The sequence below is a fragment of the Kitasatospora sp. NPDC089509 genome, from assembly GCF_044749365.1.
In the GTDB taxonomy this organism is placed as follows: domain Bacteria; phylum Actinomycetota; class Actinomycetes; order Streptomycetales; family Streptomycetaceae; genus Kitasatospora.
This window is the reverse complement of record NZ_JBIVHS010000026.1, coordinates 1-25,095: the sequence shown is the minus strand read 5'-3', so window position 1 is coordinate 25,095 and position 25,095 is coordinate 1. Positions and strand designations below refer to the sequence as shown.

The 25,095-nt window shown below is 73.7% G+C and carries 15 protein-coding genes and 1 rRNA gene; 3 read left to right on the top strand and 13 right to left on the bottom strand.

Annotated elements, in window-relative coordinates; all coding sequences use genetic code 11:
• Nucleotides 1–12: 12 nt before the first annotated feature.
• Nucleotides 13–207, bottom strand: a complete 195-nt coding sequence (locus ACIP4P_RS36315; protein WP_350513647.1) for a DUF3046 domain-containing protein — start codon at nt 205–207, stop codon at nt 13–15.
• 72 nt (nt 208–279) lie between these two features.
• Complete coding sequence (locus ACIP4P_RS36310) at nt 280–1,818, bottom strand: S8 family serine peptidase (RefSeq protein WP_400925993.1); 1,539 nt, start codon at nt 1,816–1,818, stop codon at nt 280–282.
• 289 nt (nt 1,819–2,107) lie between these two features.
• Here ACIP4P_RS36310 and ACIP4P_RS36305 point away from each other — a divergent pair, with 289 nt between their 5' ends.
• A complete protein-coding gene (locus ACIP4P_RS36305; protein ID WP_400925990.1) occupies nt 2,108–6,847 on the top strand; it encodes an ATP-dependent helicase in 4,740 nt (1,579 codons plus the stop codon).
• 83 nt (nt 6,848–6,930) lie between these two features.
• On the opposite strand, the gene ACIP4P_RS36300 is transcribed toward ACIP4P_RS36305, so the two are convergent.
• The 9 genes from ACIP4P_RS36300 to ACIP4P_RS36260 form a co-directional block, all read right to left on the bottom strand.
• The gene (locus tag ACIP4P_RS36300) at nt 6,931–7,221 is read right to left on the bottom strand and encodes a hypothetical protein (protein WP_400925987.1); all 291 of its coding nucleotides are present in this window, start codon (nt 7,219–7,221) and stop codon (nt 6,931–6,933) included.
• A 57-nt stretch (nt 7,222–7,278) separates the two neighbouring features.
• On the bottom strand, nt 7,279–7,647 hold the full coding sequence (locus ACIP4P_RS36295; protein WP_030290911.1) for a helix-turn-helix domain-containing protein: 369 nt from the start codon (nt 7,645–7,647) through the stop codon (nt 7,279–7,281).
• A gap of 316 nt (nt 7,648–7,963) precedes the next feature.
• The gene (locus ACIP4P_RS36290) at nt 7,964–8,440 is read right to left on the bottom strand and encodes a CinA family protein (RefSeq protein ID WP_350513643.1); all 477 of its coding nucleotides are present in this window, start codon (nt 8,438–8,440) and stop codon (nt 7,964–7,966) included.
• A 20-nt stretch (nt 8,441–8,460) separates the two neighbouring features.
• A complete protein-coding gene (gene pgsA / locus ACIP4P_RS36285; RefSeq protein ID WP_350513642.1) occupies nt 8,461–9,099 on the bottom strand; it encodes a CDP-diacylglycerol--glycerol-3-phosphate 3-phosphatidyltransferase in 639 nt (212 codons plus the stop codon).
• On the bottom strand, nt 9,096–10,586 hold the full coding sequence (gene rimO / locus ACIP4P_RS36280; RefSeq protein ID WP_400925982.1) for a 30S ribosomal protein S12 methylthiotransferase RimO: 1,491 nt from the start codon (nt 10,584–10,586) through the stop codon (nt 9,096–9,098). The genes pgsA and rimO overlap by 4 nt, the downstream gene beginning before the upstream one ends.
• A gap of 97 nt (nt 10,587–10,683) precedes the next feature.
• Entirely contained in the window at nt 10,684–11,544 is an 861-nt protein-coding gene (locus tag ACIP4P_RS36275) for a helix-turn-helix domain-containing protein (RefSeq protein WP_400925979.1), read from the bottom strand.
• A gap of 282 nt (nt 11,545–11,826) precedes the next feature.
• The gene (locus tag ACIP4P_RS36270; RefSeq protein WP_400925976.1) at nt 11,827–14,511 is read right to left on the bottom strand and encodes a DNA translocase FtsK; all 2,685 of its coding nucleotides are present in this window, start codon (nt 14,509–14,511) and stop codon (nt 11,827–11,829) included.
• 148 nt (nt 14,512–14,659) lie between these two features.
• A complete protein-coding gene (locus ACIP4P_RS36265) occupies nt 14,660–15,295 on the bottom strand; it encodes a response regulator (RefSeq protein ID WP_400925973.1) in 636 nt (211 codons plus the stop codon).
• Between the two features lie 297 nt (nt 15,296–15,592).
• Nucleotides 15,593–20,203 (bottom strand): HAMP domain-containing protein, encoded by a 4,611-nt coding sequence (locus tag ACIP4P_RS36260; protein ID WP_400926211.1) that lies wholly within the window; start codon nt 20,201–20,203, stop codon nt 15,593–15,595.
• 497 nt (nt 20,204–20,700) lie between these two features.
• Between ACIP4P_RS36260 and ACIP4P_RS36255 the strand changes: the two genes are divergently transcribed.
• Together ACIP4P_RS36255 and ACIP4P_RS36250 are read left to right on the top strand one after the other, a co-directional pair.
• Nucleotides 20,701–23,262 (top strand): SpoIIE family protein phosphatase, encoded by a 2,562-nt coding sequence (locus tag ACIP4P_RS36255; RefSeq protein ID WP_400925970.1) that lies wholly within the window; start codon nt 20,701–20,703, stop codon nt 23,260–23,262.
• 271 nt (nt 23,263–23,533) lie between these two features.
• The gene (locus ACIP4P_RS36250; RefSeq protein ID WP_400925967.1) at nt 23,534–24,097 is read left to right on the top strand and encodes a GPR1/FUN34/YaaH family transporter; all 564 of its coding nucleotides are present in this window, start codon (nt 23,534–23,536) and stop codon (nt 24,095–24,097) included.
• On the opposite strand, the gene ACIP4P_RS36245 is transcribed toward ACIP4P_RS36250, so the two are convergent.
• Nucleotides 24,090–24,947, bottom strand: coding sequence for a phosphatase PAP2 family protein (locus tag ACIP4P_RS36245; RefSeq protein WP_400925964.1), 858 nt, complete (start codon nt 24,945–24,947; stop codon nt 24,090–24,092). The genes ACIP4P_RS36250 and ACIP4P_RS36245 overlap by 8 nt on opposite strands.
• Before the next feature lie 61 nt (nt 24,948–25,008).
• Nucleotides 25,009–25,095 (bottom strand): 5S ribosomal RNA (gene rrf, locus ACIP4P_RS36240); the annotation flags it as partial.

The following is a 25,095-nucleotide window of genomic DNA, read 5'->3' as shown; positions in this document are numbered from 1 at the left end:
CCCACCGGACGCTCAACGCAGTTGCGCGGAAACCCCCTGGGTCTCACAGACCACCCGCCAGACGTCCTTGGCCTCCCAGCCCGCGTCCAGCGCCTGGCGCACCGTCCGCCCGCCCAACCCGCTCATCACGTGGTCGGACGCGAAGGACTCCGCGTACGCCTCCCCGAAGTGCGCGTACATCCGTCGCCAGAACTCGGTCAGCCTCATGCCCCCAGTATCCCGGACCCACGCCCCACCACCCCGGTCGCACGGGCCCCACCCGCGCGCCCGCCCCCACCCTCACCGGGGCAGCACCACCTCGCCCGCCCCGAACACCCGCCGGTCCCCGCACCCCCCGGCCCCCGCCGGACAGGCCCCCGCCGCCGTCACCGCCAACAGCTCGGCCAACCGCGCCGACCCGAAGTCCGGATGCAGCGCCGCCGCCACCGCCACCGCCCCCGTCACGTGCGCCGCCGCCATCGAGGTGCCCGCCAGCACCGCGTACTGCCCGCCCGGCCAGTCCGAGACGATCGCCCCCTGCGCCCCCGCGTCCGGGTCCCCGCCCGGGGCCGCCAGCGAGACCAGGCCGCGCCCGTAGTTGGTGTACGAGGACGGGCGCCCGTCCCGGTTGACGGCCGTGACGGTGACGACGCCGGGCAGCTGGCCGGGCAGGCGGATGCACTCGGCGCCCAGGTAGCGCGTCGGGGCCGGCCCGGAGACCCGGTCGTTGGGGCTGCGCCCGTCGGTCCGGGCGGCGCCCAGGTCCTGGCCGTCGTTGCCGGCCGAGGCGACCACCACCGCGCCCTTGCGCTGGGCGTACCCGACGGCCCGGCCGACCGCGGCGATCAGTGCCGCCTGGTCGCGGTCCTCGGGGCAGTTGTACTTCCACGGGTCGGCGAAGTAGCTGTCGTTGATCGCCTTGGCCCCGTGGTCGGCCGCCCAGAGCATCCCGCAGACGATGTTCTCCGCGTAGTACTGCCCGAGCGGCCCGAGCAGTCGGACGGCGGCGATCCGCACGCCGGGGGCGACCCCGGTGACGCCCTGCCCGTCCCGGCCCCCCGCGCCGATGATCCCGGCCACATGGGTCCCGTGCCCGCTCTCCGCCACCCCGGGGTCGGGCCGCCAGGAGCCGGTCCGGGCGTCCGGGCGTCCGTCCGCGCAGGAGGCCGAGGCCTTCGGGTCGACGGCCGCCCGCAGGTCCGGATGGGTGTCGTCGACGCCCGAGTCCAGCACCGCCACCAGCACCTTGCGCATCGCCTCGGCACTCGGCGCGCCCCCGGTGGCGTCACCGGGCCGTCCCGTTCCGGCGTGCACCGCCGCGAGGTTCCAGGCCCCGCCCTCCCCCGGGTCCGGCACCGTGACCGTCCCGCCGTCCCGCCCGTCCGAGGCTCTCCGCGCCACCCCCTCCACACTGCCCCGGTCGTCCCCCTCCGCACCGCCGCGAGCCTCCACCGCCTCGGCCCCCTCCGAACTCCCTCGGCCGCGCCCGCGTCCGGCCGCGAAGTCCCCGGCCCCGTCCACCGCCCGCGGCGGCCCCACCACCGGCGTCGTCCGGGTCGCCCCGACCGCGGCGATCCCGGGCCGGGCCCGCACCTTGTCGGCGAAGCCGTCGGTCGCGTACGCCAGCACCGCCCCGATCTGCGGGTACTCCTGCACCACCCGCCCGCCCGCCGCCCGGCTCTCCGCCCCGGCCCGGGCGGCCCCCGCGGCGTCCTCCTGCGCGGCCAGCACCAGGTAGCTGAGGTACGCCCGCCCGGGCCCGGTCCCGTACGGCACCGCGCCGCCGAGCACCAGCGCCGTGAGCAGCATCGCGAACAGCACCCCGACCGGCCCGCGCACCCCGCGCCGCCGCACCGCACGCCCGCACCCGGGACCACGCCCACACCCACGATCACGGACGGACCCACCGGACCGGTGCGCCTGCGCCATCCCACGCCCTCCGCTCGTCGGTCCGGTGCGGCCGCAGCCGCACTCCCACGGCCACGGCCCCGGTCACGGTTTGATCACGTGCCCGATTCATCACCATATGAGCGGTTCATCATTCCCGCCCCCGCAACGCCACCCGCAACACCACCACCCCCACCCCACCCCCGTCCCACTTGTCAGTCCCACCCGGCACCATGGGGGCATGGCGCCCCCGCACCCGACCCCACCCGCCGACACTCCCCGGCCGGACGACCCGCTGGCCGGCTTCGCCCCGGCCACCCGGGCCTGGTTCACCGGCGCCTTCCCCGCCCCCACCACCGCCCAGGCCGAGGCCTGGCGCGCCATCGGGCAGGACACCGACGTCCTGGTGGTCGCCCCCACCGGTTCCGGCAAGACGCTCGCCGCCTTCCTCTCCGCCCTCGACCGGCTCAGCAGCACCCCGCCCCCCGCCGAGCCCGAGCGCCGCTGCCGGGTGCTCTACGTCTCCCCGCTCAAGGCCCTCGCGGTGGACGTCGAGCGCAACCTCCGCGCCCCGCTGACCGGCCTGCGCCAGGCCGCCGTCCGACTGGGCCTGCCCGAGCCCGAGGTCCAGGTCGCGATCCGCTCCGGCGACACCCCCGCCGCCGACCGCCGCCGCTTCGCGACCCACCCGCCGGACATCCTGATCACCACCCCCGAGTCGCTCTTCCTGCTGCTCACCTCCGCCTCCCGGGAGGCCCTGCGCGGGGTGGACACGGTGATCCTGGACGAGGTGCACGCGGTCGCCGGCACCAAGCGCGGCGCCCACCTGGCGCTCAGCCTGGAGCGGCTGGACGAACTGCTGGACCGTCCGGCCCGCCGGATCGGCCTGTCGGCGACCGTCCGCCCGGTCGAGGAGGTGGCCCGCTTCCTCAGCCCCCGGCGCGGGGCGACGATCGTCCAGCCCGCCGCCGCCAAGGAGTTCGACCTCTCGGTGGTCGTCCCCGTCCCCGACCTGGACGACCTGCCCGCCGCCCCGGCCACCGGCGGCGCCGCCGGCTCCGACCCGCAGCGGCAGGCCTCGATCTGGCCGCACGTCGAGGAGCGGATCGTCGACCTGGTCGAGGCGCACCGCTCGACCATCGTCTTCGCCAACTCCCGCCGCCTGGCCGAGCGCCTGTGCAACCGGCTGAACGAGATCGCGTACGAGCGCGCCACCGGCACCGCCGTCCCCGAGGCGCACGCCCCGGCCGAGCTGATGGGCGGTTCGGGCGCGGCCAAGGGCGCGCCCCCGGTGATCGCCCGGGCCCACCACGGCTCCGTCTCCAAGGAGCAGCGCTCCCTGGTCGAGGAGGACCTGAAGGCCGGCCGGCTGCCCGCCGTGGTCGCCACCTCCAGCCTGGAGCTGGGCATCGACATGGGCGCGGTCGAACTCGTCGTCCAGGTCGAGTCCCCGCCCTCGGTGGCCTCCGGCCTGCAACGGGTCGGCCGGGCCGGCCACCAGGTCGGCGCCGTCTCCACCGGTGTCTTCTTCCCCAAGTACCGCGGGGACCTGGTGCAGTCCGCCGTGGTCACCGAACGGATGCGGGCGGGCCGGATCGAGGCGCTGCGGATCCCGCGCAACCCGCTGGACGTCCTGGCCCAGCAGCTGGTCGCGATGACGGCGCTGGACGCCTGGCCGGTGGACGAGCTGCTCACCGTGGTCCGGCGCGCCGCGCCCTTCGCGACCCTCCCGCAGTCCGCCTTCGACGCCGTGCTGGACATGCTGGCCGGCCGCTACCCCTCGGACGCCTTCGCCGAGTTGCGCCCCCGGGTGGTCTGGGACCGGGTGGCCGGCACGGTGACCGGCCGCCCCGGCGCCCAGCGGCTGGCCGTCACCTCCGGCGGCACCATCCCGGACCGCGGCCTGTTCGGCGTCTTCATCGCCGGCAGCACCGGGTCCGACGCCAAGACGGGCGGGAAGGCCGGCGGCGGGCGACGGGTGGGTGAGCTCGACGAGGAGATGGTCTACGAGTCCCGCGTCGGCGACGTGTTCACCCTCGGCACCACCTCCTGGCGGATCGAGGAGATCACCCACGACAAGGTGCTGGTCACCCCCGCCCCCGGGGTCCCCGGCCGACTCCCGTTCTGGAAGGGCGACACCCTCGGCCGCCCGCTCGAACTCGGCCGCGCCCTCGGCGCGTTCACCCGCGAACTGGGCACCCTCCAGCCCGCCGAGGCCACCGAGCGGCTGAAGCGGGCCGGCCTGGACGACTGGGCCGCCGCCAACCTGCTGGACTACCTCGCCGAGCAGCGCACCGCCTGCGGCCACCTCCCCGACGACCGCACCATCGTGGTCGAGCGCTTCCGGGACGAGCTCGGCGACTGGCGGATCGTCATCCACTCCCCCTTCGGCGCCCAGGTGCACGCCCCCTGGGCGCTCGCCCTCGGCGCCCGGCTGCGCGAGAAGCACGGCCTGGACCCGCAGGTGATGCACGCCGACGACGGCATCGTGCTCCGCCTCCCGGACGCCGACCTGCTCTCCCCCGACTTCGACTTCGGCAGCCCCTCCCCGCAGCAGGGTTCCGACGAGGCCCCGGTCGGCGCCGACGCCGCCCTGTTCGCCGCCGACGAGATCGAGCAGCTGGTCACCGACCAGGTCGGCGGCTCCGCCCTGTTCGCCTCCCGCTTCCGCGAGTGCGCCGGCCGGGCCCTGCTGCTGCCGCGCCGCAACCCCGGCCGCCGCACCCCGCTCTGGCAGCAGCGCCAGCGCGCCGCCCAACTGCTCGAAGTCGCCTCCGAGTACGGCTCGTTCCCGATCGTCCTGGAGGCCGTCCGGGAGTGCCTCCAGGACGTCTTCGACGTCCCCGGACTGGTCGAGCTGATGGGGGACCTCGAATCCCGGGCCGTCCGCCTGGTCGAGGTCACCACCCCCGAGCCGTCCCCCTTCGCCCGCTCCCTCCTGTTCGGCTACGTCGCCCAGTTCCTGTACGAGGGCGACTCCCCGCTCGCCGAGCGCCGCGCCGCCGCGCTCTCCCTCGACTCCCGCCTGTTGTCCGAACTCCTCGGCCAGGCCGAGCTGAGCGAACTGCTCGACCCCCAGGTGCTCGCCGAGCTGGAGGCCGAGCTCCAACGCCTCACCCCCGAACGCCGGATCAAGGACGCCGAGGGCGTCGCTGACGCGCTGCGCCTGCTCGGCCCGCTCACCGAGGCCGAGTTGACGGCCCGCGGCGCCGAGCCGCTCCGGGCGCTGGAGTTGGAGGCCGCCCGCCGGGTGATCCAGGTCCGGATCGCCGGCGAGCAGCGCTGGGCCGCGATCGAGGACGCCGGACGGCTGCGCGACGCACTCGGCACCCCGCTGCCGGTCGGCGTCCCCGAGGCCTTCACCGAGCCGGTCAAGGACCCGCTGGGCGACCTGCTGGCCCGGCACGCCCGCACCCACGGCCCGTTCACCGCCGCCGAGGTCGGCGCCCGCTACGGCCTCGGCACCGCCGTGGTCACCGGCACCCTGCAACGGCTCACCGCGGCCGGCCGCCTGGTCCAGGGCCAGTTCAGGCCCGCCGGCCACACCGACCCCGAGTGGCACACCGCCCCCGAGTGGTGCGACACCGAGGTGCTGCGCCGACTGCGCCGCCGCTCACTGGCCGCCCTGCGCCAGGAGGTGGAGCCCGTCCCGCCGCGCGCCCTGGCCGCCTTCCTCCCCCAGTGGCAGCACCTGGCCGGCCACCGGCTGCGCGGCCCGGACGGCCTGCTCCGGGTGGTCGAACAGCTCCAGGGCACCGCGCTGCCCGCCTCCGCGCTGGAGAAGCTGATCCTCCCGGCCCGGCTCGCCGACTACTCCCCCGGCCTGCTGGACGAGCTGATGGCGGCCGGCGAGATCGGCTGGTGCGGCGCCGGCGCGCTGCCCGGCAAGGACGGCTGGCTCAGCCTGCACCTGGCCGAGAACGCCCACCTGCTGCGCCCGGAGCCCGTCCCGCCCGCCCTCACCCCGCTGCACAGCGCCCTGCTGCAGGCCCTGGCCGGCGGCTACGGCCTGTTCTTCCGCCAGCTCCTCCAGCAGCTGCCGGAGGAGACGCCGGAGCCGGAGGCCGTCGAAGCGCTCTGGGACCTGGTCTGGGCCGGTTACGTCAGCAATGACACCCTCGCCCCGATGCGTGCCCTGCTCGGCTCCGGCCGGACGGCCGGCGCCACCGCCCACCGAGCGCCGCGGGCCACCCCGCGCGGCCGCTACGGCGGCGCGGGCCGCGCCTTCGGCCGGGCCGGCGGGGCACTGCGCAGCGGCCCGCCGACGGTGGCCGGGCGGTGGTCGCTGCTGCCCGCCTTCGCCGCCGATCCGACGGTCCGGGCCACCACCCGGGCGCAGAGCCTGCTGGACCGGCACGGTCTGCTGACCCGGGGCGCGGTGGCGGCCGAACGGGTGCCCGGCGGTTTCGCCGGGGTGTACCGGGTGCTCGCCGCGATGGAGGAGCGCGGCCGGGCCCGCCGGGGCTACTTCGTCGAGGGCCTGGGCGGCGCCCAGTTCGCCATGGAGGGCGCGGCCGACCGGCTGCGCTCGGTCAACGGCCGACTGGAGCGGGCCCGGGCCGCCGAGTGGCCGGCCCCGCCGTCGGCCGAGCCGCCGCAGCTGCTGGTGCTGGCCGCCGCCGATCCGGCGAACGCCTACGGCGCCGCGCTGCCCTGGCCCGAGCCGCCCACCGCCCCGGACGCCAAGGAGTCCAGGGCGCACCGCCCGGGCCGCAAGGCCGGCGCCCTGGTGGTGCTGGTGGACGGCGAGCTGGTGCTGTACGTGGAGCGCGGCGGCAAGTCCCTGCTGGCCTGGGCGCAGGACGACGCGGTGCTGGCCCCGGCCGCCGGGGCGCTGGCCGGGGCGGTCCGGGCGGGGGCGCTCGGCAGCGTCACGGTCGAACGGGCCAACGGCGAGCCCGCGCTGGGTTCGGAGCTGGGCCGCGCGCTGGAGGAGGCCGGCTTCCACGCCACCCCGCGCGGTCTGCGGCTGCGGCCGTAGGGCCCGTCCCGCCGCTCCGGGACGGGCCCGGAAAGCCCGGAGGCCGCGGAGTCGACGACTCCGCGGCCTCCGGCCACATCGATTCACCCGATCGGTGGCGGGGGTGCCTCCGCCCGGCCCACGGCCGCCGTACGGCGGCGGACCGGTCCGGTGGCGTTCCGGTCGGCGTGGACCGGAATGAGACCGAGCCCCCAGCCGCCGGCCGCCAACAGCCCCAGCACGGCGCCGTCGGACAGCTGCCCGCGCAGGGCCACCAGCCACCAGCCGAGCCCGGCCGCCAGGACCACCAGGACCCAACGGGCCGGCCAGGGCACCGACCGTCGCACCCGCAGCCGTATTCGGGCCACCGCGCGCACCGTCGCGACTCTTCGCACGACCGCCCTCCTCCGCTCGCCCCGGGCATCGGAGGCGCCCGGGTGTCGAGGCCGGATTCAGGCGGCGACCACGTCCATGGCGGCGGCCTTGGGCGACATGTTCGCCCGGTCGGCGCCGGGGGCGGGCAGCGGAACCGGTTCGAGTACCGGCCTCAGCAGATCACCTTCGGAGAGGGTGGCCATGGCCGCAAGTTCGGCGAGCGACAGTTCGTCGCTGACCTCGCGCATGACCTCGGACATCCGGACGTCGAGTGCGTCGCAGATGGCGGAGAGCAGCTCCGAGGAGGCCTCCTTCTGTCCCCGCTCGACCTCGGAGAGGTATCCGAGCGAAACCCGTGCGGCCGCCGACACCTCGCGGAGTGTGCGGCCCTGGCGCTGGCGCTGCCGACGCAGTACATCGCCCAGTAGGCGACGGAGCAGGATCATCGGTGCCTCCCTCCTCGGACTGCGGATCGAGATGTCACGACCCCACCGTACCGCCTTGCCCGCTTCGCGTGCGGGGACCCTGGTCGTGTTCACTCTGGGCTGCAAGGCCGTCCCCCTCCTTGTTCCGGTGTCGTACCCGGGTTCGCGGGCCCCTCGTGGTACCCGACCTGGCCCACCCGGCCACCGTCACGCAACTCGTTCGCCACCTGGTTTCTGCCCAACCAGGCCGTTGGATGTAACACGATCCTCCAGCCGTGCCATACCCGCACAGCAGTTCGGCGGATCCCGGCCCGGTGGAGAATCCGGCCGCGGACCGCTAGCGGGCGAGCCGACCGGCGAGCAGTTCCAGTGCGGCGGTCACCGCCCCGTGACGGATTGTGGCACGAGCGCCCGACAGCAGGGGCGAACTGACCAGAGTTCCGCCCGGGCCCGCGACCGCCAGGTGTACCGTGCCCACCGGCTGCCCGTCCTGCGGCTCCGGACCGGCCACCCCGGTCGTCGCGAGCCCGTAGGTGGCGCCCAGCAACCCGCGCACGCCCTCGGCCATCTGTCGGGCCACCACCGGGTGGACCGGACCGTACACGTCCAGGAGCCCCTCGTCCACACCGAGCACCGAGGCCTTCAGCTCGGTCGCGTACGCGGTGACCGAGCCGCGGAAGGTCGCGGACGCCCCGGGGACGTCCACCAGTGCGGCCGCCAGCAGCCCCCCGGTCAGCGACTCGGCGACGGCCAGCGTGCCGCCCTCGGCCCGCAGCGCGGCGTGCACCCGTTCGGCCAGCCCGTAGTCCGTCACCGAGGCTCCCCCGTCCGTTCCTACCGGTCCGCGCGCTCCGCGGCCGTGCCCTCGCGGCGCAGTCGCACCGCCTGTCCGATGTAGTCGAGCGCGGTCCCGACGGTCAGCAGCACCGCCAGGCCCATCAGGCAGGCCCGCCCGGTGGCCAGCCAGCCGGTCAGCGGCAGCACGTACATGCCGACCGCAGTGCCCTGGGTGAGCGTCTTGAGCTTGCCGCCGCGGCTGGCCGGGATGACCCCGTAGCGGATCACCCAGAACCGCATCAGCGTGATGCCGAGCTCACGGGCCAGGATCACCACGGTGACCCACCAGGGCAGGTCGCCGAGCACCGAGAGGCCGATCAGCGCGGCGCCCATGATCGCCTTGTCGGCGATCGGGTCGGCGATCTTCCCGAAGTCGGTGACCAGGCCCTTGCGGCGGGCGAGCTCACCGTCGAACAGGTCGGTGATCATCGCGATCGCGAACGAGGCCCAGGCGACCGCGCGCCACTTCGGGTTGTGCCCGTCGTCGGCGAACAGCAGGGCCACGAAGACCGGCACCAGCAGCACCCGGACCATGGTGAGCACGTTGGCGATGTTCCAGATGCCCGGTGCCGTCGGCAGGGCGGCCGCCGGTCTGCCCGGGTGGGCCGCGGCCGGGGCGCCGGGCCCCTTGGTCATTCCCCGGCTCCGGGAGCCCGACGGACCCGCACCTGCTCCTGCGCCTCGGCGATCAGGTCGACGCCCTCGCTGGCCACCACGGTGGCCCGCCAGAACTGCCCGACCTGCGGGTCCTCGACCCCGTGCAGGGTGGTCAGGCCGTCGGTCTCCGGGGCCTGGTGCGCGGCCCGGCCCTCGACCACGCCGTCCTCGATCGACTCGATCAGCACCTCGACCTCGGTGCCGATCCGCTGCTCGGCCCGCTGGGCGGTCATCTCCTCGGCGAGCCGGCTCAGCCGCGCCAGCCGGTCGGCGACCACGTCCTCGGGCAGCTTGCCGTCGTAGGTCGCCGCCTCGGTGCCGTCCTCGTCGGAGTACCCGAAGACGCCGATCGCGTCCAGCCCGGCGTGGGTGACGAAGCGCTCCAGCTCGGCGAAGTCCTCCTCGGTCTCACCGGGGAAGCCGACGATGAAGTTGGACCGGGCGCCGGCCTGCGGGGCCTTGTCCCGGACGGTGCCCAGCAGCTGGAGGAACTGGTCGGTGGAGCCGAAGCGGCGCATCCGGCGCAGCACGGCGGGCGCCGAGTGCTGGAAGGACAGGTCGAAGTAGGGCACCACGTCGGCGGTGCCGGTCATCGCGTCGATCAGGCCGGGGCGCATCTCGGCGGGCTGCAGGTAGGAGACCCGCACCCGCTCGACGCCCTCGATCGTGGAGATCTCGCCGAGCAGCGTCTCCAGCAGCCGGATGTCGCCGAGGTCCTTGCCGTACGAGGTGTTGTTCTCGCTGACCAGGACGACCTCGCGGACGCCCTGCCCGGCCAGCCACTGGGCCTCCTGCAGCACGTCGGAGGGGCGGCGGGAGATGAAGGAGCCGCGGAAGGCGGGGATGGCGCAGAAGGAGCAGCGCCGGTCGCAGCCGGAGGCGAGCTTGACCGAGGCGACCGGGTTGTCGTCCAGCCGCTTGCGCAGGGTGCGCGGGCCGGAGGCCGGGGCGAGGCCCTCGGGCAGGTCGGCGATCGGCTCGGCGGCGGCCTCGGCGCCGTGGCCGGGCAGCGCGACGGCCTCGGCGGCGGACTGCCGCTCGGCCGGGCTGATCGGCAGCAGCTTGCGGCGGTCGCGCGGGATGTGCGGGGCGTGGTGGCCGCCGGAGAGGATGGTCTGCAGGCGGTCGGAGATGTCGGCGTAGTCGTCGAAGCCGAGCACCCCGTCGGCCTCGGGCAGCGCGTCGGCGAGCTCCTTGCCGTACCGCTCGGCCATGCAGCCGACGGCGACGACGGCCTGGGTGCGGGAGTGCCCCTTGAGGTCGTTGGCCTCCAGCAGGGCGTCGACGGAGTCCTTCTTGGCGGCCTCGACGAAGCCACAGGTGTTGACGACGGCGACATCGGCCTCGGCGGCATCGTCGACGAGCAACCAGCCGTCGGCTTCCAGTCGCCCGGCGAGTTCCTCGGAGTCCACCTCGTTGCGGGCGCATCCGAGCGTGACAAGGGCGACAGTACGGCGTTCAGGCATAGGGCCAAGATTAACGCGCGGCCTCCGGTGCCGTTCGCCCCGGAGGCCGCGTGCCTTCGATCAGCTGATCATCGACGGCCCTCGGCGGGCCCTGTGGTCAGCCAGCCTGCGGGTCTCCGGGGGTGTACGTGACGTGCACCACCTGGCCGTCCTTGCCCAGGACACCGAGGTCCTTGCCGTTGACGTACGCGTGCACGGCCCCGCCGTTGCCGAGCACCAGCTTGATCTGCTTGGGGTCGGTGAAGGTCTGGTCCTGGCCGTCGCTGATGTTGTTCTGGAACAGCGACTTCCCGCTGCCGTCCGTCGCCGAGACCCAGCTGGTGCCCTCGGCGACCAGCTTCACGGTGACCTTGTCGGCCGGGACGGCGGCGATCGCCGCCGCGCTCGGCGCGGGGGCCGGCGGCTGGACGGCCGGGGTCGCCGGGGCGACCGAGCCGGTGCCGGAGCCGCTGGGCAGCGGCGCGCTGGCGGTGCCGGAGCCGGTGTGCCCGCTCTTGCCGCTCACCAGGTTGAAGCCGATCAGCGCGACCACCGCGACGATCGCGGCGACCATGGCCGCCGCCCAGTTCGGCCGGCTGCGGGCGGGCACCTTGATCGGGCCGCTGTCGATCAGCTGGGTGGCCGGGCTCCTGGAGGCCGGCGAGCCGCCGTGCGCGGCGTCGTAGCGGGCGACCAGCGCCTCGCCGTCGGCGCCGACCGCCTGGGCGATCGCGCGGATGTGCCCGCGGGCGTAGAAGTCGCCGCCGCACCGGCCGAAGTCGTCCTCCTCGATGGCATGGACGATCGGCACCCGGACCCGGGTGGCGGTACTCACCTGGTCCACCGTGAGTCCCGCCTCGATCCGGGCGGCGGACAGCACCCGGCCGATGCTCGGGGCATCGGCCGCCTGCACCGCGTCGTCGGTCGGCTCGACGGACGACGAGGCGTTCTCGCGGTCGGAGGACTTGCCGATGGTCACGGGGCACGCCTTTCGAGCGGATGGCCACCTGCTGGAGAACAGTCTAGGGGCGTGGGCGGATCGTTTCTCAAGCGGAACGGGCCCGAATGCGCGTGCCCGCTCCGGCCGGGGTCCGACCCCCGCTGACCGGCCGTCAGCGGGGACGTGCGCGGGGACCCGGAGTGCGCTGTCCGGCCTGTGACGCGGCCTACGGGCATTCGGTTCCGCACACCGCGCCTACCCTCCTCCGAACGAGTGAACCCACCCGGAGGGCACGGCCCGTCGGCCCGGCCGCGCCGCCGCTCAGCCCCGCAGGGTCAGCAGCACCCCGTCCAGCTCGTCCGGCTTCACCAGCACGTCGCGGGCCTTGGAGCCCTCGCTCGGGCCGACGATCCCGCGCGACTCCATCAGGTCCATCAGCCGGCCCGCCTTGGCGAAGCCGACCCGGAGCTTGCGCTGGAGCATCGAGGTCGAGCCGAACTGGGTGGAGACCACCAGCTCGGCCGCCTGGATCAGCAGGTCCAGGTCGTCGCCGATCTCCTCGTCGATCTCCTTCTTCGGCCCGCCGCCGACCGTCACGTCGTCCCGGTAGACGGCGGTCAGCTGGTCCTTGCAGTGCTGCACGACCCTGGCGATCTCCGCCTCGGTGACGAACGCCCCCTGCATCCGGACCGGCTTGCCGGCGCCCATCGGCAGGAACAGCGCGTCGCCCTTGCCGATCAGCTTCTCCGCGCCGGGCTGGTCCAGGATGACCCGGGAGTCGGCCATCGCGGAGGTCGCGAAGGCCAGCCGGGACGGCACATTGGCCTTGATCAGACCGGTGACCACGTCCACCGAGGGCCGCTGGGTGGCGAGCACCAGGTGGATGCCGGCCGCGCGGGCCAGCTGGGTGATCCGGACCACCGAGTCCTCGACGTCGCGCGGCGCGACCATCATCAGGTCGGCCAGCTCGTCGACGATCACCAGCAGGTACGGGTACGGCCGCAGCTCCCGCTCGCTGCCCAGCGGCGGGGTGACCTTGCCGGCCTTCACCGCCGCGTTGAAGTCGTCCACGTGCCGGAAGCCGAACGCCGCGAGGTCGTCGTAGCGCATGTCCATCTCGCGCACCACCCACTGGAGGGCCTCGGCGGCCTTCTTGGGGTTGGTGATGATCGGCGTGATCAGGTGCGGGATGCCCTCGTAGGCGGTCAGCTCGACCCGCTTGGGGTCGACCAGCACCATCCGCACCTCGTCCGGGGTGGCCCGGGCGAGGATCGAGGTGATCAGGCAGTTGATGCAGGAGGACTTGCCCGCGCCGGTCGCGCCGGCCACCAGGATGTGCGGCATCTTGGCGAGGTTGGCCATCACGGAGTGGCCCTCGACGTCCTTGCCCATGCCGACGACCATCGGGTGGGTGTCCTCGGCGGCCGTGCGCGAGCGCAGCAGGTCGCCGAGGTTGACCATCTCCCGGTCCCGGTTGGGGATCTCGATGCCGACTGCGGACTTGCCCGGGATCGGGCTGATGATCCGCACGTCCGGGCTGGCCACCGCGTAGGCGATGTTCTTGGCGAGCGCGGTGATCCGCTCCACCTTGACCGCCGGGCCGAGCTCGACCTCGTAGCGGGTGACCGTCGGGCCGCGGGTGAAGCCGGTGACCTTGGCGTCCACCTTGAACTCGGCGAAGGTGCCGGTGAGCTGGGCCACCACCTCGTCGTTGAGGGCGCTGCGGGCCTTGGCCGGGCCACCGCGCTCCAGCAGGTCGAGCGAGGGCAGCGCATAGGTGACGCCCTCGCCGAGCTGGAGCTGCTCCATCCGCACCGGCGCCGGTCCGTGCTCCGCGGGCGCGCCCGGGCCGCCGTTGCGGGCGGCCGGGACGGCGGACTCCTCGGGCGCCGCGGTCAGGTCCTTGACCTGGTGCATCATGTCGGCCACCGCCGAGGAGGCGGGCACGCCGTAGACCAGCGCGCCGTCCAGGTCGGCGGCCGCGCCGGCGGCCAGGTCGCGGGTGGCGTACGGGTCCAGCGGCTCCTTGTCCAGCGAGACCCGCTGGGCCTGCGACGACTCGTCCAGCTCGTCCGGCACGTCCTGCTTGCGCCGACGGCGGCGCCGGCGGGCGGCCACCTCGTCGACCGGGTCGTCACCGTCGGTGTCCACGGCGTAGGGCAGCGCGTCGGGGTCGGCGTCCTCCGGCGGGTCGGTGGACGGTTCGTACCCCGGCGTGCGCCCCCAGCGCAGCTCGTCCTCGGGCCCGGGCTCCATCACCCCGAGCCTTATCGCCGCCCCGCGCAGCCGCTCGCCGATCCGGTTGACCGGGGTGGCGGTGACCACCAGCAGGCCGAAGAAGGCCAGCAGCAGGAGCAGCGGCACGGCCAGCACCGCACCGGCGGCGGCCATCATCGGGGTGGACGCGCCCCAGCCGATGATCCCGCCGGCCGCCCTTATCCGGGTGGCGCCGCTGCCCATGGTGGGCGCGCCGCAGCCGATGTGGACCAGGCCGAGGACGCCGACCAGCAGCGTGCTCAGCCCGATCACGATCCGGCCGTTGGCCTCCGGCAGCTCCGGGTGGCGCCAGAGCCGGATCGCGATCCCGGCCAGCAGGAACGGCACCAGGACGTCGAGCCGGCCGAACAGCCCGGACACCACGGCGGTGGCCGCGCCGTTCAGCCAGCCCTCCGAGCTGAACCAGGTGCCGCCGGCGACCACCAGCGCGAGGCCGAACAGCAGCAGTCCCAGACCGTCCTTGCGGTGGTCCGGGTGGAGGTTCTTGGCGCCGTCGCCGACGCCGCGGAAGATCGCCGCGATCGGGCTCGCCAGGGCGTTGAGGAGGCTCATCAGCCCCGAGCGGCGCGGCGGGGGCGGCGGCGCCGACCTGGACGCCGCCTTCTTCGCGGGGGCCCGACGGGCGGCCGCCTTCTTCGCGGGCGGCTTGCCCGGGGGCTTGGCCGCGGCCTTCTTGGACGGTCCCGGACTCGGTTTGCGTGCGGCGTTTCCGGGCGTACGAGTGGCCATGGGTCAGCAGCCTACCGGGGCGGGCCACCCGTGCCCACGCGGCCGAGCCGGGCCGCCCCGACGTGTCGCAGACACTCCGTCACGCTGACCGGGTTTCACCCGGCCGCAGCAGTGGGCCACCCGGACGGGTGAACGCGGTGCCGCGGGACTACGCGCTGCCGGGGCGCATCGCGTCCAGGGCCCGGCGCAGGGCGACGAGCTTGCGCTCCAGGTGCGCCGCGGTGGCGGCCACCCCGGCGTCCTCCGCCCCGTCCAGCTGCTTGCCCAGCGCCTCCGCCTGCTCCTCGACCGCCGCCAGCCGCGCGGACAGCTCGCCGAGCAGCGCCCCGCCGAGGGCCGGCTCGCCACCGCCCGCCTCCAGCTGCAGCCGCAGCAGCGCGGCCTGCTCCTTCAGCTGGCAGTTCTTGACGTACAGGTCGACGAAGACCGAGACCTTGGCCCGCAGCACCCACGGGTCGAAGGGCTTGGAGATGTAGTCCACCGCGCCGGCCGCGTAGCCGCGGAAGGTGTGGTGCGGGCCGTGGTTGAGCGCGGTGAGGAAGATGATCGGGATGTCCCGGGTGCGCTCGCGGCGCTTGATGTGGGCGGCCGTCTCGAAGCCGTCCATCCCGGGCATCTGGACGTCCAGCAGGATCACCGCGAAGTCGTCGGTCAGCAGCGCCTTGAGCGCCTCCTCACCGGAGGCGGCGCGCACCAGCGTCTGGTCCAGGGCGGAGAGGATCGCCTCCAGCGCCAGGAGGTTCTCCGGCCGGTCGTCGACCAGGAGGATCTTCGCCTTCTGCATCGGGGCTCGCCCTCCTGTCGCCTGCCTGCCGCCCGGTGTGGGCACCCGCGTACTGCCCACCGCTACCCCGGTCATGCTAGCCGCACCCCCTCGCCCGGCACATCGCTCCGTCGTGACCCGATCCGGAACGGCGCTCAGCCAGTGCTCCGGCGCACGCTCAGCAGCGTGTCGCCGTCCGGTCACTGTTCGCAACGCTCGGTGACCCTACCGGGTTCCCGGGTCCGACCGCCAGCAAACCGACCGACCGGCAGGCGTGAAGCCCGGGGCCCGCACCGGAGTTCACGCCCGCCGCCGGCGTCACGCGCGGTCGCCGTTCAACCACTCGGACATCACCGACAGCAGGTGGTCGGTCTCCACCGGCTTGGTGATGTGGTCGGTGGCGCCCGCTTCCAGGGACTTCTCCCGGTCGCCCTTCATCGCCTTGGCGGTCAGCGCGATGATCGGCAGACCGGCGAACTGGGGCATCCGGCGGATCGCCTCGGTGGTCGCGTAGCCGTCCATCTCCGGCATCATGATGTCCATCAGGACCAGCGCCACGTTCTCGTGCTGCTCCAGCATCTCGATGCCCTCGCGGCCGTTCTCCGCGTACAGGACGGTCAGCCCGTGCTGCTCCAGCACGCTGGTCAGGGCGAACACGTTGCGCACGTCGTCGTCCACGATCAGCACCTGCTGGCCGTCGAAGCGGGTGTCGCCGCGGGCCGGCCGGGGCTGGACGGACTCCACCGCCCGGGGCGCCGCGGCGCTCTCCAGCGCGGCGTTGCGACGTCGCTCCACCACGCCGCGGCGGCGCTCCTCGGCCAGCTCCCGGACCTCCTGGGCCCAGTGGTCGGCCGGGCTCTCGCCCACCGGCACCGGCAGGCCCACCGGGGTCACCCCGACCGAGGCGCGCAGCACGGACTGGCCCGCCGCGCCCGGGCGCTCGGCCGACCGCTCGGCGGCGTCCGGGGCGTCGGTGCGCAGCGGCAGGTAGAGCGTGAAGGTCGAGCCCTTGCCCAGCTCGCTCTCGGCGTGGATCTCACCGCCGAGCAACCGGGCGATCTCGCGGCTGATGGACAGCCCGAGGCCGGTCCCGGCGTACTTGCGACTGATGGTGCCGTCGGCCTGCTTGAACGCCTCGAAGATCTCCCGCAGCTTGTTGCTGGGGATGCCGATGCCGGTGTCGGAGACCGAGAAGGCGATCAGCTCGTCGTCCGGGCCCTGGATCGAGCCGAACTCCAGCAACCGCTCGCGCACGTGCTGGGGGACGTCCCGGCCGGCCGCGCTGATCGAGAAGTCCACGCCGCCGGTCTCGGTGAACTTGACGGCGTTGGAGATCAGGTTGCGCAGCACCTGCTGGAGCCGCTGCTCGTCGGTGTGCAGGGTGACCGGCAGGACCGGCGAGACCCGGACCGCGAAGTCCAGGTTCTTGTCGAGAGCGACCGGCTGGAAGGTCGCCTCGACGTAGTCGACCAGCTGGACCAGGGCGATCCGGGCCGGGCGGACGTCCATCTTGCCGGCCTCGACCTTGGACAGGTCGAGGATGTCGTTGATCAGCTGGAGCAGGTCGGAGCCGGCGCCGTGGATGGTGTCGGCGAACTCGACCTGCTTCGGCGAGAGGTTGCCCTCGTTGTTGTCGGAGAGCAGCTTGGCCAGGATCAGCAGCGAGTTGAGCGGGGTGCGCAGCTCGTGCGACATGTTGGCGAGGAACTCGCTCTTGTACCGGGAGGCCAGGGCGAGCTGCTCGGCGCGCTCCTCCAGCACCTGCCGGGCCTCCTCGATCTCGCTGTTCTTGATCTCGATGTCGCGGTTCTGCTGGGCGAGTTGCTCCGCCTTCTCCTGCAACTCCTCGTTGGTGCGCTCCAGTTCCTCCTGGCGCGCCTCCAACTCGGCCGATCGCATCGAGAGTTCGGCGGTGAGCCGCTGGGACTCCAGCAGCAGGCCCTCGGTCTTGGTGTTGACGCTGATGGTGTTGACGGTGACGCCGATCAGGTCGGCGATCTGGTTGAGGAAGTCCAGTGCGACGGTGGTGAAGGAGCTGAAGGTGGCCAGCTCGATCACGCCCAGCAGCCGGCCCTCGAACAGCACCGGCAGCACCACGATGTGGGTCGGCGAGGCCTCGCCCAGACCGGAGGCGATCTTGAGGTACCCGGGCGGCGCCTCCTTGACGATGATCGCCCGCTTCTCCACCGCCGACTGGCCGATCAGCGACTCGCCCGGCCGGAAGGTGGTCGGCATCGCCCGCCGCTGGTAGCCGTAGCTGCCGATCAGCCGCAGCACGGTGTCGTTCTCGTCGTCGTCCTCGGTGATCAGTTCGGCGGTCCGGCCGGCCGGCTGGGCCAGGAAGAAGGCGCCGTGCTGGGCGGAGACCACCGGGGTCAGCTCGGTCATGATCAGCGAGGCCACCGCCTCCAGGTCCCGGCGGCCCTGGAGCAGGCCGGAGATCCGGGCCAGGTTGGTCTTGAGCCAGTCCTGCTCCTGGTTGGTGCGGGTGGTCTCGCGCAGGTTGGCGATCATCTGGTTGATGTTGTCCTTGAGCTCGTCGAGCTCCCCGGCGGCATCCACGTCGATCCGCAGGCTCAGGTCGCCCCTGGTCACCGCGGTGGCGACCTGGGCGATCGCGCGCACCTGCCGGGTCAGGTTGTTGGCCAGCTCGTTCACCGACTCGGTCAGGTCCTGCCAGGTGCCGTCCACCCCGGGCACCCGGGCCTGGCCGCCGAGCCGTCCGTCGGTGCCGACCTCGCGGGCGACCCGGGTGACCTCGTCGGCGAAGGCCGAGAGCTGGTCGACCATGGTGTTGATGTTGGTCTTGAGCTGGAGGAACTCGCCGCGCGCGTCGACGTCGATCTTCTGCGAGAGGTCACCGCGGGCAACCGCCGTGATCACCAGCGCGATGTTGCGGACCTGGCCGGTGAGGTTGTTGGCCATCTGGTTGACGTTGTCGGTCAGGTCCTTCCAGATGCCGGCCACGCCCGGCACGCTCGCCTGGCCGCCCAGGGTTCCGTCGGTGCCGACCTCGCGGGCCACCCTGGTGACCTCGACCGCGAAGGCGGACAGCTGGTCGACCATGGTGTTCAGGGTCCCGGCCAGGGTCGCGATCTCGCCCTGGGCGTCGATGGTGATCTTCTTGGAGAGGTCACCGCGGGCCACCGCGGAGGCGACCTCGGCGATGTTGCGCACCTGTCCGGTCAGGTTCGACGCCATGAAGTTGACGTTGTCGGTCAGGTCCTTCCAGATCCCCGACACCCCGCGCACCCGCGCCTGACCGCCCAGGATGCCCTCGGTGCCCACCTCGCGGGCGACCCGGGTCACCTCGTCGGCGAACGCCGACAGCTGGTCGACCATGGTGTTGACGGTCGTCACCAGCTCCAGGATCTCGCCCCGGGCATCGACGGTGATCTTCTTCGACACGTCGCCGCGCGCCACCGCCGTGGTCACCTCGGCGATGCTGCGGACCTGGCTGGTCAGGTTGTTGGCCATCAGGTTGACCGAGTTGGTCAGGTCCTTCCAGGTGCCGGACACCCCGGGCACGCTCGCCTGACCGCCCAGGATCCCCTCGGTGCCGACGTCCCGGGCCACCCGGGTCACCTCGTCGGCGAAGGCGGAGAGCTGGTCGACCATCGTGTTGATGGTGTTCTTCAGCTCCAGGATCTCCCCGCGCGCGTCCACCTGGATCTTCTGCGACAGATCGCCCTTGGCGACCGCGGTCGTCACCTGGGCGATGTTGCGCACCTGATCGGTGAGGTTGTTCGCCATGAAGTTGACGTTGTCGGTCAGGTCCCGCCACACCCCGGCCGCCCAGGGCACCTGGGCCTGACCGCCCAGCCGCCCCTCGGTGCCCACCTGGCGGGCCACCCGGGTCACCTGCTCGGCGAAGCCGGAGAGCTGGTCGACCATCGTGTTGATGGTGCTCTTCAGCTCCAGCATCTCGCCGCGAGCGTCCACCTCGATCTTCTGCGAGAGGTCCCCGCGCGCCACCGCCGTGGTCACCTGGGCGATGTTGCGGACCTGGCCGGTCAGGTTGTCGGCCATGAAGTTCACCGAATCGGTCAACTCCCGCCACACCCCGGCCACGCCCGGCACCTGCGCCTGACCGCCCAGCCGGCCCTCGGTGCCGACGTCCCGGGCCACCGTGGTGACCTGAGCCGCGAAGCCGTTCAGCTGGTCCACCATCGTGTTGACGGTGTTCTTCAGCTCCAGCATCTCGCCGGCCACGTCGACGGTCACCTTGCGGGACAGGTCGCCCTTGGCCACCGCCGTGGTCACCTGGGCGATGTTGCGCACCTGCGCGGTGAGCCGGCCCGCCATGGTGTTGACCGAGTCCGCCAGGTCCTTCCAACTGCCGGACACGCTGCGGACCTTGGCCTGCCCGCCGAGCTTGCCCTCGGTGCCCACCTCACGGGCCACCCGGGTCACCTCGTCGGTGAACTCCGAGAGCTGGTCCACCAGCCCGTTGACGGTCCGGCCGATCTTCAGGTACTCGCCGCGCAGCGGGTGGCTCACCCCGTTGCTGTGCAGCGAGCGCAGCTCCATCTTCTGGTCCAGGTCGCCCTCGGCGATCGAGCTCAGCACCCGGCCCACCTCGGCCATCGGGCGGGCCAGGTCGTCGATCAGCGCGTTGCAGTTGTCGACCGCCGCCATCCAGGCGCCCTCGCCCGCGCCGGTCTCCAGCCGCTCGTTCAGCCGGCCCTCACGGCCCACCGCCCGCCGCACCCGGGCCAGTTCACCGGTCAGGTGCTGGTTGCGCTCGGCGACCTCGTTGAACACCGCGGCGATCTCCGCCAGCGGCCCGTCCCCCGGCACGGTCATCCGGCGACGGAAATTGCCGTCCCGCATCGCGGTCAGCGCCGCCAGCAGCTTGCGCAGCTCGGCCGGCTCCGCGCTGCGGTTGTGGCCCGAGCCCGACCGCCGGCCCGCCGCGATCCGCGGCACCGCTCCGGACCGACCGCCGCGCGGCGCGGGCGGCGTCGTACCGGTGGCGTCCTTGGTTGCGTCCTTGGTGGCCGAACTCAACGGGCCCCTCCCACATCGTGTGAACTGTCCGGTGACCGCCGCGCCGGCACGGCACGGGCCCGGGCACCGGCCCGGCTGGGCTGCACCGGCCGGCCCTCGCGGCCCACCGGCACCCACACGACCGTACTGCTCCCACCGGCCGTCGCGGACCCCCCAGTCTGGCAGCACCCGCGCCGGGTATACGGCCGGTTGCGCCCGGTTGTCCCCGCACCGTCCGAAACAGGTGGGCAGAATCACCCTCAGGTGCCTGTTTCACAGCCCCGCCCCCACGGGGAACCAAGCGGAAAGTAGGGTGGAGCGCTGCACCGGGCCACGACCCGCCCCAGCGCCGCCGCCCACCCCCGACGGCGCGCACGGGGAGGTCGGCGCCGAGCCCCGGACAGTCAGGGCCAGAGCAGTAGAGGAGAAGTGGCAACGTGGTCACCGCGCGCGCAGCCGCCACCTTCGACCCCGACGGCCGGTCCGCGGCCGCCGCCCGGGGTTTCGTTCGGGACGCGCTGCTCGGCTGGGGTCTGCCCGAGGTCGTCGACGACGCCGTCGTGCTGGTCAGCGAACTGGTCACGAACGCGGTCGTGCACGCCGGCACCGCCGCCGAGGTGTGCTGCCTGCGCGAGGAGGAGACCGTCCGGATCGAGGTCACCGACCACCACCCCGAACGCGGACTGCCCTCCCTCGGCGACGGGCCCGTCGCCCGCTCCGACCGCTACGCCGACCCCGACGGCGAGGGCGGCCGCGGCCTGCTGATGTGCTCCGCCCTCGCCGAACGCTGGGGCGTCGAGTACGCGGCCGGGCAGAAGACCGTCTGGTTCCGCCTCGCCCTGCCCGCCCACGTGGTCGGCACCCGCTACGCCGTGCCCGCCACCCCCGGCAGCGACCTGCCCAGCGGCCCCGGACCGGTGCACGTCGCCGTCGTCCAGCTCGACGAGGACGGCCACGTCCTGGCCTGGAACCCGGACGCCGAGGCCCTCTTCCGCCACCCCGCCGCCGCCGTCCTCGGCCGCCCCTGGGCCGACCTCGCGGTCTGGCCGCAGTCCCCCGGCCGCGGCCTCGGCCTCACCGACACCCTCCGGCTGGCCCGCTGGGAGGGCGGCTACGGGGTACGGCGCCCCGACGGCGAGGAGGTCGAGGTCTACGGCGTCCAGGTCCGGGTGCGCGACACCGAGGGCGTCCCCTCCACCCTCTGTCTGCTCGTCCTCGAACCCGACCGCGCCGTGCTGCGCTCCCCCGCCCGGGCCCTGCCCGGCGAGCGCCCCGACCCGGCCGGGCCCCGGCTCGACCTGCTGGCCGGTCCGGTCGCCACCGACGACCTCGACACCCTGCTCCAGCGCACCGTCGACCGCGCCCGCGACCTGCTCGACGCCGACGCCGCCTACCTGCTGCTCACCACCGACGACGAGACCGAGTTCGAGGTCCGCGCCGCCACCGGCCTGACCACCGGACACCGCCGGCACACCCGCTTCCCGGTCGGCACCGGCAACCGCTACGACTCCGCCCGGCTGCCCTCGGTGCACGAGGACCTCACCGCCCGCCCCACCGGCCTGCCCCTGCTCTCCGGCAGCGGGATGCGCTCCCTGGTCACCGTCCCGCTCAAGGTCGAGGGCCGCCTGATCGGCTCGCTCGGCATCGCCACCACCGCCCCCGGCCGCTACGACAACGAGGACGCGCTGCGCCTGCAGTTCGCCGCCGACCGGGTCGCCCTGGCCGTCGAGAGCACCCGGCTGACCGAGCTCGAACGACTGCGCCGCGGCTCGCTCTCCTTCCTCGTCGAGGCCTCCGACCTGCTGGCCGGCACCCTCGAACACGAGCAGACCCTCGCGCTGATGGCCCAGATGGCCGTCCCCACCCTCGCCTCCTGGTGCGCCGTCTACACCAACGGCGACCACAGCTCCTCGGCCGGCCTCGCCTTCGTCCTGCACGAGGACGAGGACCGGATCGACCCGCTGCGCGACCTGCTCGACAAGACCCCCGCCCCCGAGGCCGGCCCCACCCACGGGGTGCGCTTCTGGACCGCGCCCGCCGAGACCGCCGGGGCCGGCGGCCTCACCGACAGCCCCGAACTCGCCGGACTGCTCGGCGAGACCGTCGTGCTGCCGCTGACCGCCCGCAACCGGGTCATCGGGCTGCTCGCGCTCGGCGTCCCGGCCGGCGTCCGGTTCCGCCAGGAGATCCTCGAACTCGCCGAGGACCTCTCCCGCCGGGCCGCCCTCGCCCTCGACAACTCCCGGCTCTACTCCGAGCGCACCGCCACCAGCCAGGCCCTGCAGCGCAGCCTGCTGCCGCCGGACCTGCCCGAGATCCCCGGCGTCGAGGTGGACGTCTACTACCAGGCCGCGGGCGAGGGCAACGAGGTCGGCGGCGACTTCTACGACCTGTTCACCATCCGCGAGGGCACCTACGGCTTCGCCATCGGCGACGTCTGCGGCACCGGCCCCGAGGCCGCCTCCGTCACCGGCCTGGCCCGGCACTCACTGCGCCTGCTCGCCCGCGAGGGCCTGGACGCCCCACAGGTGCTGCGCCGACTCAACGCGGCCATCCTGGACGAGGGTGCGCGCAGCCGCTTCCTCACCCTGCTCTACGGCGAACTGACACCCCGCCCGGACGGCAGCACCGAACTGTCCCTGGTCTGCGCCGGCCACCCGCTCCCGCTGCGCCTGCGCACCGACGGCCAGGTCGACCGGGCCGCCACCCCGCAGCCGCTGCTCGGCGTCATGGACGACCTCGAACTCACCGCCGAGCGTCTGGTGCTCTCCCCCGGCGAGGTGCTGCTCTGCGTCACCGACGGCGTGACCGAACGCCGGGAGGGGCGGCGGATGTTGGGCGACGACGGCCTCGCCGAGGTGCTCACCGGCTGCACCGGCCTGACCGCCGGCGCGGTCGCCATGCGGGTGCAGCGCGCGGTCGAGCGCTTCGCCCCGGAACCGCCCTCCGACGACATGGCGATCCTGACCCTGCGGGTGCCGACCCAGCGTCAGTCATGAACTCTCCCCACAACTGACGCCGTCACGAATTGTTATCTTCACAAGGGTACAAGCGAGCGGGTGCCGGGTACACCGATCTCGCCGGGGAATCCCCCGGCGAGGACGTGCCCAGCGGCTCTCCGCCGGCCCACCACTGCTGACCTCACTTCTGACCGCTGCCCGCGCACGGCCCACCGCCGTGCGCCCTCGGCGCGGTCGCGCGCATCCCCCGTCACCGACATCACCGAGCGTCACTGCGCCCTGCGCGCGCCCAGAGTGAAAGGAGCCTCCGGTGAGCAACGACGCTACCGGGGCAACGAACGCCCGCTCCACCGGAGCCGACGCGGGTAACCTCGGCTACCTCGCCCTCGGCCTCACACTTCTCGCCTACGGTCTGCTCTCCACCGGGGTCCTGCACGGCACCGGCGCCGGGGATGCGGCCCACCTCGCCCATGTCCTCGGCGGCATCACCCTCTTCGTCGCGGGCCTCTGGCAGCTCCGCGGCGGCGAGGGCTTCACCGGGACCGCCTTCACCAGCCTCGGCGCCTTCTGGGTGACCTGGTCGGTGGCGGGCGGCACCGGCAAGAACGCCGCGGGCCTGTTCCTGCTGCTGTGGGCCCTGCTCGCCCTCAGCCTCACGGCGGCCAGTTGGGGGGCGGGCCTGTTCAGCCGCGCCGTCTACGGGCTGTTCACGGTCGCCCTGGTGCTGAACGCGATCGCCGTCCTCGGCGGCTACAGCGGCCTGGCCAAGGCCGCCGGCTGGGTCGCGGCGGTCGCCGGGCTGGTCGCCTGGTACTGGGCCACCTCCGCACTGAGCAACGGCTCCTGGGGGAAGGTCGCCCTGCCGGTCAAGTGACCTGCCGGGGCCGCTCCTCGGCACCGGCCCGGGGTCGGAGCTCCGTCTCGACGGCGCCCCGGCCCCGTCGCCGTGCCACCGCCCGGGCCGCCAGGGCCAGGACGGCGTAGGCGAACAGCAGGATCGCGACCGCGACGATGCCGTCCGCCCAGAAGTGGTTGGCCGTCACCACGACCACCGCGACCGTCAGCACCGGGTGCAGCAGCACCACCCAGCGGAACGGGCTCCGCGACACCCGCACCACCGCGACCGCCGCCAGCACGCACCAGGCGACGTGCACCGACGGCATCGCCGACAGCTGATCGGCCACCACCACCCCACCGACCGCGCCGCCGTACACCGACTGCCCGTACTCCGCGGCCACGTCGACGAAGCCGCTCTGCGGCAGCATCCGCGGCGGCGCCACCGGGATGAACTGCACCAGCAGACAGACCGCGGTGGTGATCACCACCGTGTTGCGCACCCACGCGTAACGCTCCCGGTGCCGCAGGAAGACCCAGAGCAGCACGCCCAGCATCACGGCGAAGTGCATGACCGCGTAGTAGTAGTTCGCCAGTCGCACCAGCACCGGATGCGGTGTGACGGCCGCCTGCCAGGACGCCTCGTCCGGCAGCCCCAGCGAGCGCTCGGTCCGGTGGATCCAACTCGCCCGGTCCAGCGCGTGGTCGGCGCTCATCACCGACAGGTGCCCCACCAGCTGCCAGAGCGCGAACAGCGCCAACAGCGTGCCGGCCTCCCGCAGCAGGGCCGAAGCCCCCGGTTTCCGGACCCTCGCGGCGGCGTACGCACCTCCGTAGAGGACGACGGCGGCACCCCCGGCGCTCTGCCAGGTCAGGGTCAGGTTCTGCATTGGCAGAGGGTAACGCAAAAAGACCCCCTCCCGAATGGGAGGGGGTCTTTTTGGAATGATTGTTCGGCGGCGTCCTACTCTCCCACAGGGTCCCCCCTGCAGTACCATCGGCGCTGTGAGGCTTAGCTTCCGGGTTCGGAATGTAACC

Excerpts from the sequence above, each read along its gene's own strand:
- ACIP4P_RS36315 (WP_350513647.1), bottom strand. The coding sequence starts at position 207 with ATGAGGCTGACCGAGTTCTGGCGACGGATGTACGCGCACTTCGGGGAG.
- ACIP4P_RS36305 (WP_400925990.1), top strand. The coding sequence starts at position 2,108 with ATGGCGCCCCCGCACCCGACCCCACCCGCCGACACTCCCCGGCCGGAC.
- ACIP4P_RS36295 (WP_030290911.1), bottom strand. The coding sequence starts at position 7,647 with ATGATCCTGCTCCGTCGCCTACTGGGCGATGTACTGCGTCGGCAGCGC.
- pgsA (WP_350513642.1), bottom strand. The coding sequence starts at position 9,099 with ATGACCAAGGGGCCCGGCGCCCCGGCCGCGGCCCACCCGGGCAGACCG.
- rimO (WP_400925982.1), bottom strand. The coding sequence starts at position 10,586 with ATGCCTGAACGCCGTACTGTCGCCCTTGTCACGCTCGGATGCGCCCGC.
- ACIP4P_RS36270 (WP_400925976.1), bottom strand. The coding sequence starts at position 14,511 with ATGGCCACTCGTACGCCCGGAAACGCCGCACGCAAACCGAGTCCGGGA.
- ACIP4P_RS36265 (WP_400925973.1), bottom strand. The coding sequence starts at position 15,295 with ATGCAGAAGGCGAAGATCCTCCTGGTCGACGACCGGCCGGAGAACCTC.
- ACIP4P_RS36245 (WP_400925964.1), bottom strand. The coding sequence starts at position 24,947 with ATGCAGAACCTGACCCTGACCTGGCAGAGCGCCGGGGGTGCCGCCGTC.